11 protein-coding genes are annotated in these 13,036 nt (G+C 69.0%); 4 read left to right on the plus strand and 7 right to left on the minus strand.

Annotated features, from left to right (window positions below; translation table 11 throughout):
• Window positions 1–44: 44 nt before the first annotated feature.
• A complete protein-coding gene (locus CHC08_RS00910; RefSeq protein WP_089205184.1) occupies window positions 45–2,441 on the plus strand; it encodes a helicase-associated domain-containing protein in 2,397 nt (798 codons plus the stop codon).
• A 1,048-nt stretch (window positions 2,442–3,489) separates the two neighbouring features.
• Here CHC08_RS00910 and CHC08_RS00915 read toward each other — a convergent pair.
• Window positions 3,490–4,752 (minus strand): ArgE/DapE family deacylase, encoded by a 1,263-nt coding sequence (locus tag CHC08_RS00915; RefSeq protein ID WP_089205386.1) that lies wholly within the window; start codon window positions 4,750–4,752, stop codon window positions 3,490–3,492.
• Window positions 4,753–4,756: 4 nt separating this feature from the next.
• Window positions 4,757–6,379, minus strand: coding sequence for a DUF885 domain-containing protein (locus tag CHC08_RS00920; RefSeq protein WP_089205185.1), 1,623 nt, complete (start codon window positions 6,377–6,379; stop codon window positions 4,757–4,759).
• Between the two features lie 140 nt (window positions 6,380–6,519).
• On the opposite strand from CHC08_RS00920, the gene CHC08_RS00925 reads away from it, so the two are divergent.
• Window positions 6,520–6,840 carry a GroES family chaperonin gene (locus tag CHC08_RS00925; RefSeq protein WP_089205186.1) on the plus strand — a complete coding sequence of 107 codons (321 nt, stop codon included), beginning with the start codon at window positions 6,520–6,522 and terminating at the stop codon, window positions 6,838–6,840.
• Window positions 6,841–6,903: 63 nt separating this feature from the next.
• Here the strand turns inward: CHC08_RS00925 and CHC08_RS00930 are convergent, their stop codons facing one another.
• On the minus strand, window positions 6,904–7,797 hold the full coding sequence (locus CHC08_RS00930) for a hypothetical protein (RefSeq protein ID WP_218825055.1): 894 nt from the start codon (window positions 7,795–7,797) through the stop codon (window positions 6,904–6,906).
• A 318-nt stretch (window positions 7,798–8,115) separates the two neighbouring features.
• Here CHC08_RS00930 and CHC08_RS00935 point away from each other — a divergent pair, with 318 nt between their 5' ends.
• Window positions 8,116–8,541, plus strand: a complete 426-nt coding sequence (locus CHC08_RS00935; RefSeq protein ID WP_089205188.1) for a GNAT family N-acetyltransferase — start codon at window positions 8,116–8,118, stop codon at window positions 8,539–8,541.
• 273 nt (window positions 8,542–8,814) lie between these two features.
• On the opposite strand, the gene CHC08_RS00940 is transcribed toward CHC08_RS00935, so the two are convergent.
• From CHC08_RS00940 to CHC08_RS00950, 3 genes are all read right to left on the minus strand, one after another.
• On the minus strand, window positions 8,815–9,087 hold the full coding sequence (locus CHC08_RS00940) for a hypothetical protein (RefSeq protein ID WP_089205189.1): 273 nt from the start codon (window positions 9,085–9,087) through the stop codon (window positions 8,815–8,817).
• Window positions 9,088–9,319: 232 nt separating this feature from the next.
• Window positions 9,320–10,177, minus strand: a complete 858-nt coding sequence (locus CHC08_RS00945; protein WP_420823550.1) for an ABC transporter permease — start codon at window positions 10,175–10,177, stop codon at window positions 9,320–9,322.
• Window positions 10,174–11,346 (minus strand): ATP-binding cassette domain-containing protein, encoded by a 1,173-nt coding sequence (locus tag CHC08_RS00950; RefSeq protein WP_089205190.1) that lies wholly within the window; start codon window positions 11,344–11,346, stop codon window positions 10,174–10,176. Before CHC08_RS00950 ends, CHC08_RS00945 begins: the two co-directional genes overlap by 4 nt.
• A gap of 87 nt (window positions 11,347–11,433) precedes the next feature.
• Here CHC08_RS00950 and CHC08_RS00955 point away from each other — a divergent pair, with 87 nt between their 5' ends.
• On the plus strand, window positions 11,434–12,204 hold the full coding sequence (locus CHC08_RS00955) for a TetR/AcrR family transcriptional regulator (RefSeq protein ID WP_089205191.1): 771 nt from the start codon (window positions 11,434–11,436) through the stop codon (window positions 12,202–12,204).
• Between the two features lie 9 nt (window positions 12,205–12,213).
• On the opposite strand, the gene CHC08_RS00960 is transcribed toward CHC08_RS00955, so the two are convergent.
• The gene (locus tag CHC08_RS00960) at window positions 12,214–12,639 is read right to left on the minus strand and encodes a TIGR02611 family protein (protein WP_245878052.1); all 426 of its coding nucleotides are present in this window, start codon (window positions 12,637–12,639) and stop codon (window positions 12,214–12,216) included.
• Between the last annotated feature and the right edge of the window lie 397 nt (window positions 12,640–13,036).

A 13,036-nucleotide genomic window follows, 5' to 3' on the forward strand; every position in this document is an offset into this window, starting at 1 on the left:
GCTCACGGAGAGTCCCCGCGCGAGATTCCTGAAAGAGCTACGAGATGGACGATCACCTGCTCGGATGGTTGAAAACCCTCGACGAAGAACGGCTCGCCCGAGTTCTGGCCAACCGGCTGGACGCCCTCGCCCCGCCGTGGCCACGCCGCCTGGACACCCTGGCGCAGCGGCTGGGCAACGGTTTCGCGGTGATGGAGGTCATGCGCGGGCTTCCACTGCCGTCCCTGGAGGTGGCGCAGGCGTCACTGGCCCTCGGCGATCAGGTCCGCCCGGAGGAAGTGGCCCGGTTCATGGGCGTGCCGGAGGCCGAGGTGACGCCCTGGTTCGACCTGCTGTTCGACCATGCCCTGGCCTGGCCGGACGACGAAGGACGGATCCGCGTGGCCGGCGGGGTCGCCCGCTGGTGGACGGCCCCCTGCGGGCTCGGTGAGCCGCTCACCCACTATCTGAACTCCTGGACCGTCAGCGCCGACGCCCTGCGGGGTCTCGCCAGGACGCTCGGCCTGCAACAGGGCCCAAAACGCCGCACGATCACCAAGGTCTCCGAGGTCCTCTCCGATCCCGAACGGGTGGGCGCCCTGGTCGAGCGGGCCCCTGAGGGCACGAGGCGACTCCTGGAGGAGTTCGCCTGGGACGGCCCGGTCCGCACCGTGGACGGCGGCAGGTTCGTCGTGCCGGGCGCCCCCGAGAAGTGGGCCGTCGACCACGGACTGATCTTCCGTCCGAGCTGGAACGTGGCCGAGATGCCCCGGGAGGTGTCGCTCGCGCTGCGCGGCCCCGACTACCACCCGCCCTTCACCCCCGGCCCGCCCGACCTCGGCACGGTCCCGGTGGACCCCGAGGCCGTGGACCACCTGATGACGCTGGCCGCCCCGCACGTGGTCGAGCGCTGCGCCGCGATGCTGGAGAACACCGCCAAGATCCCGCTGCCGCTGCTCAAGGCGGGAGGGGTGGGCGTGCGCGAGGTCCGGCGGGTGGCCAAGGACACCGGCTGCGACGAGGACGAGACCCGGCTGCTGCTGGAGATCTGCGCGGTGGCCCGGCTGCTGGCCTGGGACGACGCGGCCGGCGGCCTGGTTCCCACCGAGAAGTTCGACCGCTGGCGGCTGGACGACGCGGCCGCCAGGCTCCGGGTGCTGTTGTCGGCGTGGTGGCGCATGGAGCGCTCGTCGCTCCGCAGGACCGACGGCAAGTACGGCACCGTCCTGGGCGACGACCCGGCGGGGGCGGCGGTCGCGCGGGCGAGGCGTGCGGTGCTCGCCGTACTGGCCCGCCTGCCCGCCAACACCGCGTGCACCGACCGGGCGGGGCTGGTCGGCGCCACGCACTGGCACGCCCCCCTGCTCGACCAGTCGCTGCTGGCCGAGTGCGCCCCCGCCGTGCTCGATGAGGCCCGGATGCTCGGGCTGGTCGCCCTCGACACGATCACCGACCTCGGCCGCGCGCTGGCCGGTCTGGACACCGCCGCCGGCGACGAGACCGACGACTCCACGCCGATCGTGGAGAACGACCCCCTGCTGGTGGAGTGCTCGACCCGGGCGCTGGCCAGCGTACGGCGGAGCGCGCTGTTCGGCGCCGACCTCACCGCCGTGGTGACCGGTCCGCCCTCCAGCGAGCTCGCCGAGCTGCTGGACCGGGCCGCCGAGCGCGAGTCCCGCGGCGCGGCCTCGGTGTGGCGGTTCACCCCGGCGAGCGTGCGCCGCGCCATGGACGCGGGACACACCGCCGACGGCCTGCTGGCGGACCTCGCCGAGGTGGGCGCGGTGCCGCAGCCCCTCGACTATCTGGTGCACGACGTGGCCAGGCGGCACGGCGAGGTCAGCGTGACGACGGTCGCCTGCATCGTGCAGGCCTCCGACCCGGTGCTGCTGGCCGAGATCGCCGGGCACCGGCGGCTGTCCAGGCTGGGCCTGCGGCTGCTGGCGCCGACCGTGCTGGCCAGCACGATGCCCGCCGACAAGACCCTCGCCGCGCTCAGGGAGAACGGCTACGCCCCGGTGCCGATCGAGGACACCGGGGAGATCACCATCCGCCGCGCCCGGATCGAGGAGCCGCAGAACGGGCGGCTGATCCTGCTGCCGGGAGGCCGGGTGGCCGAGCTGGAGCAGTCGTCGCACCTGCTGGTCGAGCCGCCGCCGGACCCGCGCGAGCACGCCGGCCGCCTGCTCGCCTCCAAGGACAACGCCGCTCAGCAGAACGGCAGGACCTGGGCGGTCATCGGTCGCCTGGCCTTCCGGCTGCCGACCGCCCAGCAGTCCCTGCTCGGCTTTGTGGTCGACCGCGGCGTACGGGCGGCGATCACGCTGACCGACGGCCTGACCGCGACCATCAGCCACGGCGAGCTGCGCGGCGGCGTGCTCGACGCGTGGTGCGAGGAGGCGGGAGACTATCTGGAGTTCCCGCTGGCCGACATCGTCGAGGTCCGCAGCACCTACGCCTAGCACGGTGGCCGCGATGCGGCCTCTCTCCGGCTCAGCCCCTCACCCCGCGGCGGCACGGAGCGAGCGCCGCCGGTCATCCGTCTCCCTTGAAGCCGGTCGGTGGCGCATACCAGATGGACACCACCGATCCGTTGAATGATTGCCGTCCCCTGCCGACTTTCATCGGCGTCCGTATGCGGCAGTCTGTATCGGCGACAGGAAGACCGTGATCACGAATGGATCAGCCCCAGTTGAAATCCGGATACTCGCGCACGGAACACCCCCTCAATCAACCCCGTGATATGAGCCCGCCTCCGTGAAATGCCGAAGGCTCAGCCCCATGTAACGTCCAGGCGATTACGCATGAGAAACCTCCTCTCACCCGGCCGCACGAATACCTTCCGCGAAACACCAAAAGCTCAGCCCCATATAACGTCCGGGCAGTTGTGCATGAGAAACCTCCCCTCACTCAGGCCGCACGGACACCTTCCACGAAACAACGCGGGCTCAGCTCCATACACGTCTGGGCAGTTATGCATGAGACCCCGTACCCCGTCACCCCGTGCCCCGATGACACGAACATACCTCCGGTGAATACTCCGGTCCAGACCCACCCGAAATCCCGGTGGTTGCGTCTGGGACATTTTTCCGTTCAACTCCGCGAAATGAAATCCATATCTGGCGAAATACCGTACTCACCCGGCCCGCACTATCACCTTCCGCGTCGAAACAGCTACGACAGGTAGCGAAAAGCATCTATAAGCGCGCCATGATCTCCCGTGTTGGGGGCCGCTTCAGACACTTCGCCTTGCACGGGATCCAGGCATTCGGGATGGGCCGGGAACGGCCCGGAGCATTAGCCGGTCCGTCGACATCGCCAGACGCGCACCGAACACCCCGTTCATTCAAGCGCCCGTCGACATTGATATTTCGCGCACGCCGGATCAGCGACTTCACCCCGCCGTGAACGCGAATACGGCCCCATGACGAATCATGGGGCCGTATTCCGGCCGGGACTTCCCACCTGCCGGGGAAGCCGGGCGGATGGCCGGGTTCTCGCTCTAGGCGTTCAGCCCCTCACCCCGCAGCGGCGCAGGGCGAGCAGGGCGAGCACCCGGGTCACGTCCCGGAGCTCGCGCAGGTCGACCTGCTCGCGCGGAGCATGGGCGAAGCGCACGTCGCCCGGACCGTAGTGCAGGGCCGGGATGCCACCGGCGGCGTAGAGGCGCAGGTCACTCCCGTACGGCGCGGCGGCCTCGGCCGGGTGGGAGCCGGTGACCTCCGCCACCGCCGTGGCGACCTGGCCCAGCAGCGCATGCCCCGCGGGCAGCCGCCCGCTCGCGAACTGACCGCCGGGCCAGGTGACGACCGGAGGGTGCTCGCGCAGCCACGGATGATCGAGCTCGGCGATCACTGTTTCCAGCGCCAGGCGGGCCTGCGCCGGATCCTCGTCCAGGCGCACGCCGAGCCGCCCCTCCGCGACGAGAAGGTCCGGCACGCTGCTGGCCCAGTCGCCCGCGCGGACCGTGCCGATCTCGATCGGGTAGGGCATCGGGTTGCCGTCGAAGACCGGGTCCGGATCGCGGTTGCGGTCGGCCTCCAGCCGCCTGATCACCTCGAAGACCGGCCAGAAGACCTCCAGGGCGTTGATCCCCTCGTAGCGGGTGGCGCCGTGGGCCGCCCGCCCGGCGACCTCGATCCGGAACGTCAGCGCGCCCGCCGTCGCGGCGATGATCGCCCCGCTGGTCGGCTCGGCGATCACCGCGGCCTCGCCCCGGTGGCCGCGGGCCAGGGTCGCGAACGCGCCCAGGCCGCCGTCCTCCTCCCCCACCACGCAGTGCAGGGCCAGCGGTCGCGCCAGCCGTACTCCCGACCTGGAGAGGGCGGCGACGACGGCGAGGTTCGCCGCGAGGCCCGCCTTCATGTCGCAGGCGCCCCTGCCGTGCATGATGTTCCCGCTGATCCGGGCGGCGAAGGGGTCGCCCTCCCACCTGGCCGGGTCACCGATCGGCACCACGTCCGCGTGCCCCTGCAGAACGAGCGCCGGCTCCCCCTCGCCCTCCGTGACACCGACCACGCCGTAACCCTCGGTGCGCGGGGCCTCGGTGCCGGGAAATCCGGGAGCCGCCCTGAGCTCGTCGAGGTCGAGCTTCCAGACGTCCACGTCCAGGCCCGCCTCGACGAGCAGGCGGGCGCAGCGGTGCTGCAGATCCGACTCGGCGTCGGTGCCGGTCACGCTCGGCACCCGCACCAGGTCGGCCAGCAGCCGTACCGTCTCCGCCTCGTCGAGGGCGTCCAGCACCCTCGCTTCGATCACCTCGTTCTGGGACATGCCGCTACCCTTCCAGAGCCACCCGGCGGGCGAGGCCCAGGGGAAGGCCACCGGAACCGGCCAGGTTGTCGTGGAACGTACGCAGGTCGCCCCGGCTCGCGGCCAGATAGTCGTCGCGGATGCGGTCGATCTCCAGCGCACCGGTCAGGTAGGAGGGGGCCTGGGTGGGCCACGCGCAGTAGCGGTTGACCTCGCCCTTGGCGGTGCCGGGGGTGAGCGAGGACTTGGTGGTCATGAAGTGCTCGGCCTCCTCGATGGTCATCTCACCGCAGTGCAGCGAGACGTCCACGATGATGCGGGCCGCCCTGAAGAGGCGGAACTCCAGGTGGGCCAGCTCCTGGGCGGGGGTGGTGAAGTAGCCCTGCTCCCGCATGACCTTCTCGACGTAGAGGGCCCAGCCCTCGGAGAAGTACGGCGTGCGGAACAACTGGCGGGCCCGGCGCGGGTTGCCCGCCATCCAGGACAGATGCCAGTGGTGACCGGGGTAGGCCTCGTGGACGGCGATGGAGGGCATCTGCGCCCTGGCGTTGGTGCGCAGCCGCTGACGGACCTGCTCCTCGGTGAAGGAGTCAGGGGTGAACGGCACGAAGAAGTGCCCGATCCTGGAGGTCGACAGGGGCGGCGGCATCATGTAGGAGGCGACGGCGAGAATGGGCCGCTGGAACTCCGGCGAGGGCACCACCCGGCACTCCTCGCCCTCGGCGAACGTCACCAGGCCGCGCTCGCGCACGAACTCCCTGGCCCGCGCGGTCTCGGCCTCGTACTCGGCCCGCATGCCCTCCAGGGTCGCCGGGTGGTCGTCCTGGAGCTCGGTGATGGCCGCGTGCCAGTCGTCGGAGTCGCCGGTCAGCCGCACGGCGATCTCACGCATCTGCGCGTCCAGCTCGTCGTAGGCGGCCTGACCGCGCTTGAGGAGCTCGTCGGCGCCGTAGCCGAGCATCTCCCGCTCGCGCAGCAGGGTGGAGTAGAGCTCCTCCCCCATCCGCCAGGTGCCGGTCGCCTCGAAGCCCTCGAAGAACTCCACCAGCTCGTCGAAGGCCGCCGCCGCGGGTTCGGCCGCCGCCGCCAGCCGGGCGCGCAGGGCCTCGTCGGCGACCTGGCCGGGAATCGTCTCGGTGAGAAAGTTCCGGGCCGTCCGGGCCTGGCCCAGGCCGCGCTCGATCAGCAGCGGGGCGGCCAGTGCGGGGTCAAGGTTCGTACGGCAGGCCGCGAGGACGTCCGGTACCTCGGCCAGCCGCGCGACGGCCGCGTCGACCAATTCGGCCTCGGAGGACAACCGGTAGACGAACGCGCCGAACATCGAGTTGAAGATGGGCCCCACGTAGACGGACGGGTCACGCCGCCAGGCGGGCCAGGCCTCGTAGGCGAGCCCTCCGCGCAGCGTGGACATGACAAGCTCGCGATCGATCTCATCCTCGAAGGGCTCGGGGTTTCCCTGCCCGTCGCCTCCCGCGGCCTGAAGCCGCTCCAGCCAGCGCCGCGACTCCTGCTCCCTCGCGAGGATGCCCGCCTCGGTGAAGTCGCCGAGGGTCCTGTCGTAGCCCTCCGCGCCGGCGAGGGCCGCGTGGACGGGGTTCGCCCTCAGGTACCAGTCGAGAAAGTCGTTAACAAGCTCAGCAGACGTCATAGCGGCCGATCCTACCCGGCACCTCACATCAGATGTTGATCATCAAAATCACCGGCGAACGGGGCTTCTCCCGGCAGAGAACCCCCTGCTCCCTGCGAGGATCAGCCGGTACGGCTCCCCGGTTCCCATAAACTCATTCCGTGGGTGACCCGAAGTTCGAGATCCAGATGCTCCACGACCGTGTCATGGTGAAAGCCGAGCAGGAGTCGGAGGAGCGGCGCAGCACCGCGGGCATCGTCATCCCGGCGACGGTGAAGATGGCCAACAGACTCGTCTGGGGCGAGGTCTGCGGCGCGGGCCAGAACGTCCGCGCGGTCAAGGTCGGCGACAAGGTCCTGTTCAATCCCGAGGAGCAGTACGAGGTCGAGATCCACGGCCAGCCCTACCTGGTCATGCGCGAGCGCGACCTGCACGCCATCGCCACCCCGCAGACCGACAACGGCACCGGCCTGTATCTGTGACGGCTCGGGCGCCGGCGACGCCCGCAGCCGCCGGAGACCCGCGGACCACATGTCCGCGGCGGGCTATCTGCGGGTGTAGCTGAGATAGAGCTTGTTGTTCCAGTCGGCGGCGGAGATGTCGGCCAGCGCCCGCACGACCTTGCCCTTGAGATCGACCAGGACGGCCCTGTACGCGCTCCCGTTGGGGACGACCGCGATGATGTGCTTCTCGTCCCACCAGCCCCAGATGGTCTTCGGCCGGACGCCGGGCACCTTGGCGGTGAGCTTGCCGGAGACCCGGTCCCAGACGCACACGTGCTCGGTGTAGGTGGCGGGGCACCACGTCATCAATCCGCGGCCGGAGGGCGAGAAGACGTCCTCGCCTCCCGCGGGCCGGCCCGTCTTGGCCAGTGTGCGCCGAACCTCGCCGGTCTGACGGTAGAAGCGGGTGCCACCCTGGTATTCGGCGATCACGTCGGTGTTGTCGGGGCTCCAGCGGAACTTCGCGGCCTTGGCCACTCCCGCCACGATCACCGTCCGGGCGGTCTTGGCGGCCACGTCGACGACCACGAACCCGACGGTCTCCCAGCTCGTGCCGCTCTGCCTCTCGACGGTCAGAACGGCCTTCTTCGCGTCGCGCGTCCAGTGAACGTACTGCGCGACCACCGGTTTCCTGACGGTCCGGATCCTGGTGCCCTTGGCCGTCGCCAGATCGACAAGGATCACCGAGTCATAGCCGTCGCGGTAGGAGGTGGGGACCGCGAGGGCCCTACCGCCCTTGGGAGCCACCGTGATCTCCTTGTAGGAGGCCTGCTTGGAGAACCCCGCGCTCCCGCGCACGTAGGTCGACGTGCCGAACGTGTAGGAGGTCACCGCGAACGGGTCCGCCGGATTCTCTCGCGCGGTCACGCGGGTTCCGGGCAGCACGATGGCCGCGGGCGCCGCAGGGGCCGCGGCCTGCGCGGCCGGCGGCGCCATCGCGGCCACGGAGGCCGCGACAACCGAACAACACAGCAGTCGATAAAACCCAGGAGACACAGACACGACGGAATACTAGGCTGCAAACCCATTAAGATCATGATCTAGATCGAATTGGTTGGAAAAGTGTAAACTCGCCTCGGCCTGCCGACCCGGTCGCGACTCTCCTACCTCCCATTCGAAACCGTCCGCCCATTTCCGGCCGACCCGAAATCACGCACACACTGCCGGATATAACGCGGATGCGGCAGCCACTCGGAAAGCCTCACACGATACGACCACGCCACTTGCGGTGGAACTCCACAAGGAAACATTGAGATGATAATTTCCAGGGAAAAGTCATTTGCCACCGATGAGCTCTTCGAGCTCTACGACTCCGTCGGCTGGGGCGGCTATACCCGTGACATGGCGAAACTCCAGCGTAGCCTGAGTAATTCGCATCTGGTCATCACCGCCCGCGACGACTCCGGCAGGCTTGTCGGACTGGCCCGGACGATTTCCGATGACGAAACCATCTGCTATCTCCAGGATCTGCTGGTGCACAGCGAATTCCAGGGCCGGGGAATCGGCCGGGCACTGCTCGACCACCTGACGGATCGCTATTCACACTGCAAGTTCTTCTTCCTGTCCACCGAGCACGAGTCGTCGCCGGACGGAGAGAAATCACACGCCTTCTACAGAAAGATGGGCCTGGTCCCCCACCACGAGCAGGGAATGGCGGCTCTGGGGCTGAAGATCGGGTAATCGCGAACCCGGCACGGCGGCGACGCCGGGGCCCAGGACGGCTTTCCCGTCACACCCACGCCGGCGGCTCATATGCCGGCCGGACGTCCTGGACCTCGGCGAGGGCCGATCCCACTCGCCCCCGGTTACCGTTGGCCACCGCGTTCGCGGTCACCGTTCCCGGTCGACGTCGTGCTCCTGATCACCGTGTTCCCGGCCGCCGTCGTATTCCTGGTCGCCATTACTGGTCGCCGTTCCCGGTTACCGTCCGTCGCCCTTGCCCGCCGTACCGGATCAGGGTCCTCCGCCCAGTGACTCTCCGCACCTGCCGCATTCGACGGCCATCCGGGGATGGTGCCGCCGATGCTCGTAGAAGCGGTGACCGAGGGCCGCCCCGACGAGCACCCCGCCGAGCAGCAGAAGCATCACCGGCCCGTATTTCTCGTGCCCGATCAGGCCCATGACAAGATGGGCTATACCTGCGGCGACAATGATCGCGCCGACGTTGAGCAACTCTCTGTTGAGCGTCCACCCCGAGGCGGATCGTTCCCGTTCCGTCTCACTCATGCTCCCAGGGTCACTACCATCAGTTACAGGTCGCGACGGATCGCGTCACCACCATGTAAAAGACGGAGCATCTTCCCGCGGCGAAAATGCTGTGAAGCCCAGGTAACCCCAGGTAACAGAGCCGCCCCTCACGGGCCGCGATGAGGGCGCGCGAGGCGAGACCGGCCCCGCCGGGGTCGATGTCGACACCCAAGGAGGGGCTTCCGCCCGGTGCACCGGAGGGCCCGGTCCGTCAGCCGCCGAGTCTGCGGAAACCGCGCGCCGACAGCGGCAGGAAGATCGCGATCAGCAGGAGAGGCCAGACCACCGCCATGAGCGTCGCGTTCTGCGCGATCCAGGACTCACCTCCCCATCCGGGATTTCCGAAGAGCTGACGGGCGGCCGTGGCCGTCGTCGAGAGCGGGTTCCACTGGGCGATCGCGCCAAGCCAGCCGGGCATGGTGGCCGGGTCGACGAACACGCTGGACAGGAAGCCGACAGGCCAGACCAGGATCTGCACGGATGTCACGACCTCGGGTCCGCCGGCGATGAGCCCGACGAAGATGCCGACCCAGAGCAGAGCGAAGCGCAACAACAGGAGCAGCCCGACGGCGGCCGGCGCGGCGGCGGATCCGCCCTCCCAGCGCCAGCCCAGCAGCAGCCCGGTGCCGATCATGATGACCAACCCGACGACCGAGTTGAGCATGTCCGCGACACACCGGCCCAGAACCACCGCGGAGGCACTCATGGGCATCGAACGGAATCGATCGGTCACTCCCCTGGCCGCGTCGGTGGTGACCGCCATCATCGTGGTCTCCAGGCCGAAGAGCATGGTCATGGCGAACATGCCCGGCATCAGGAACTCGAAGTAGCCACCCCCACCGGGGACACCGATGGCGCCACCGAAAAGGCCACCGAACATCAGCACGATCATGACGGGGAAGACCCATCCGACGATGACCGTGCCGGGCCGGAGGACCCAGTGGTTCAGGTCCCGGAGGGTGATGGTCCAGGCGTCCGCCAGCGTCCAGCCGAACCGGGACAGCGGGGATCCGGTGGGCAAGGTGTGGTGCGCCGCGCTCATCGGGGTCATCGGGGTCGTCGTGCTCATACCGTCGCCTCCGTACCGGTGGCGGGACCTGCGGACGCGGGCCGGTTCGCGGCCGGGTCACCGCCGCCGGGCGGTTCGCCCGCCCGATCATCCGTCGCCGCCCGGTCATCGATCACCGCCCGCTCCCCCGTCAACGTCTGGTGATCGATCACCGTCTCCTCCCCCGTCGGCGTCTGCTCCCCCATCAGATGGAGGAACACCTCGTCGAGCGTGGGGCGGCGCAAGGTGATGTCGACGGGCTCGACCCCGGCGTCCCCGAGCGCGGTGGCCATCGTGACCAGTGCCCTGGTGCGCTCGGCGACCGGGACGCTGACGCGACGGGCTTCGCCGTCGACACGCACCTCGCCGGATGCGATCCTTCCGGCGATGACCTCCGTCGCGGCCACATCCTCCGCATCGGCGAGCACGATGTCGAGCCAGTCACCGCCGATGGCGGATTTCAGCTCCTCGGGGGTGCCCTCGGTGACCACCCGGCCCGCCCTGAGCATCGAGATCCGATCGGCCAGCCGGTCCGCCTCCTCCAGATACTGGGTGGTGAGGAGCACGGTTGTGCCGGAACCGACCAGATCTCGGATCGCCGCCCAGACCTCCCGGCGTCCGGCCGGGTCCAGCCCGGTCGTCGGCTCGTCCACGAAGAGCACCGGCGGTGCGACGATCAGGCTCGCCGCGAGGTCGAGCCGCCTGCGCATGCCACCGGAGTACTTACCGACCGGCTTCTTGCCCGTGTCCGCCAGGGAGAAGCGCTCCAGCAACTCATCGGCACGCCTTTTCGCCCCCGCCGAGGAGAAATGACTCAGTCTGGCGAACATCACCAGGTTCTGCCGCCCGGTGAGAATCTCGTCGACCGCCGCGTACTGACCGACCAGCCCGATGCGCTCGCGCACCTGCCGCGGCTGTGCCCGGACATCAAAACCCGCGACGCTCGCCCGGCCCGAGTCCGGGCGCAGGAGCGTGGTCAGGATCCGGATGGCCGTGGTCTTACCTGCGCCGTTGGGCCCGAGCAGGCCGCAGACCGTACCGACCGGCACCTGTAGATCGAATCCGTTGAGACCGGCTCCTTCCGCGGCCCCCGCATAGTTTTTGCGCACGCCCTGCGCGGCGATCGCGAACTCGACTGCCTTCACATCCACCCTTTTCCCGTCCGGCCAGGCCGGAAGATCTGCCGACATCGATCCATCCTTGAAGCGTAGACCGTACCGTACATCGTACGGCTCGGTTACGGTGGACCCAACGACGACGATTTGGAGATTGTTCCCGTGGGTGGAAAGAAAGCCGCTGACGCTGATCCGGCCCGGAGCCTGGCGCTGCTGTGGGGCTCGCACAGCAAGCCGGGGCGATCCGGGCTGACGGTCCGGTCGATCGTCCTCGCGGCCATCGAGCTCGCCGACGCCAACGGGCTCGAAGCGGTCTCCATGCGCCAGGTCGCCGATCGGCTGGAGGTCGGGACCATGTCCCTCTACACCCATGTCCCGGGCAAGACCGAGCTGACCGACCTCATGATCGACACTGCCTTCGGGGAGCTCTACGCCGACGTGGACGCCCCGTCCGGACAGCCCGGCGGCTGGCGGGGCGCCCTGGAGTTCATCGCCGCCCGCAACTGGGACCTCTACCGGCGGCATCCCTGGATGCTGCACATCGTCGGCGGCCGCCCCGTGCTGGGCCCGAACGCCACGCTCAAATACGAGGCCGAGCTGCGTCCGCTGGACGGCATCGGCCTGTCCGACGTCGAGATGGACTCCGTCCTGGCCCTGATCCTGACCCACGTCGAAGGCACCGCCAGGCTCCAGGCCAACATGGCGCAGACCCAGCAGGACACCGGAATGACGGATGCCGAATGGTGGGTCTCCAATGCCCCGCTGCTCGACAAGGTCGTGGACGCGTCCCGGTTCCCCGTGGCCTCACGCGTGGGTCAATCCGCGGGCGAGGAGTATCAGGCGGCCTCCAGCCCCACCCACGCCCTCACCTTCGGCCTGGCCCGGATCCTGGACGGAGTCGCCGACCTGATCGCGGGCAGGGAACGCCCGTAGTCAGAGGCGTCAGCGGGTGAGGAGCTTCCGGGCCTCGGCGATCAGATCGATGTGGAAGGTGAGCTTCACGCCGTAGTACACGATGGCGGCGGCGGCCACCGCGGCGACGAGGACGATCAGGATCTTGACGGTCCAACCTCGGCGGCCGAGCCAGGCCGTCCAGCCCGCCAGGGTTCGCTTGCCGAAATCCAGGAGCCGGTTGGCCCAGTGGAACTCCGTGGCCAGGACCGCCAGACCGGCGAAGACGACCAGCCAGCCGGGACCGGGGAAGGGCACCATGATGAGGCCCGCGACGACCAGCACGGCGCCGACGGTGCCAACGGCGATCTTCAGGGTGAGCCGTCCCGCGGGGGTGGACCTGATCCCGTCGAGCCTGCGGCCTATGGCGGACCGCTCCGCCGCCTCGTCCTTCAAGTCGTCGGCGTCACCGGTCACGGACGGCCGATGGAGCCCGTTCCGAGGGTTTTCCAACCGCTCCGCGCTCGCCTCATCGTCCTTCAGAGCGTCACCGGTCGCGGACGGCCTCTGGTGCCCGTCCTGAGGGTTTCCCGCTCCACCTGAGATCGTCACGCAACTCCCCCGGACAGTTGGTTTGGTTCCAGAATAGGCCCGAACGACCTTCCTCTGCCCACCCCGGGGTATGCATCACGCGCGTGCGGCCGCTCTCAGGACGAGCGGTCAACTTTTGGCTGCTGAACTGCGGAAACGCGATTCCTGATCATGATATGACGCCTGGATGCGTCAGCCTGAGGCCCACCCGGGTGGCGTGCTCCCAAGGTGGACGCATCCCTCTACCTGGACCACAGCGGTGATGGCGTGCTCCCCGGATGGG

It is taken from the genome of Streptosporangium subroseum (assembly GCF_900188345.1).
In the GTDB taxonomy this organism is placed as follows: Bacteria; Actinomycetota; Actinomycetes; order Streptosporangiales; family Streptosporangiaceae; genus Streptosporangium; species Streptosporangium subroseum.

What these genes read in the sequence shown, in the direction of transcription:
- CHC08_RS00910 (WP_089205184.1), top strand. Translation starts at nt 45, where the DNA reads ATGGACGATCACCTGCTCGGATGGTTGAAAACCCTCGACGAAGAACGG.
- CHC08_RS00915 (WP_089205386.1), bottom strand. Translation starts at nt 4,752, where the DNA reads ATGTCCCAGAACGAGGTGATCGAAGCGAGGGTGCTGGACGCCCTCGAC.
- CHC08_RS00920 (WP_089205185.1), bottom strand. Translation starts at nt 6,379, where the DNA reads ATGACGTCTGCTGAGCTTGTTAACGACTTTCTCGACTGGTACCTGAGG.
- CHC08_RS00930 (WP_218825055.1), bottom strand. Translation starts at nt 7,797, where the DNA reads ATGGCGCCGCCGGCCGCGCAGGCCGCGGCCCCTGCGGCGCCCGCGGCC.
- CHC08_RS00935 (WP_089205188.1), top strand. Translation starts at nt 8,116, where the DNA reads ATGATAATTTCCAGGGAAAAGTCATTTGCCACCGATGAGCTCTTCGAG.
- CHC08_RS00940 (WP_089205189.1), bottom strand. Translation starts at nt 9,087, where the DNA reads ATGAGTGAGACGGAACGGGAACGATCCGCCTCGGGGTGGACGCTCAAC.
- CHC08_RS00945 (WP_420823550.1), bottom strand. Translation starts at nt 10,177, where the DNA reads ATGAGCACGACGACCCCGATGACCCCGATGAGCGCGGCGCACCACACC.
- CHC08_RS00950 (WP_089205190.1), bottom strand. Translation starts at nt 11,346, where the DNA reads ATGTCGGCAGATCTTCCGGCCTGGCCGGACGGGAAAAGGGTGGATGTG.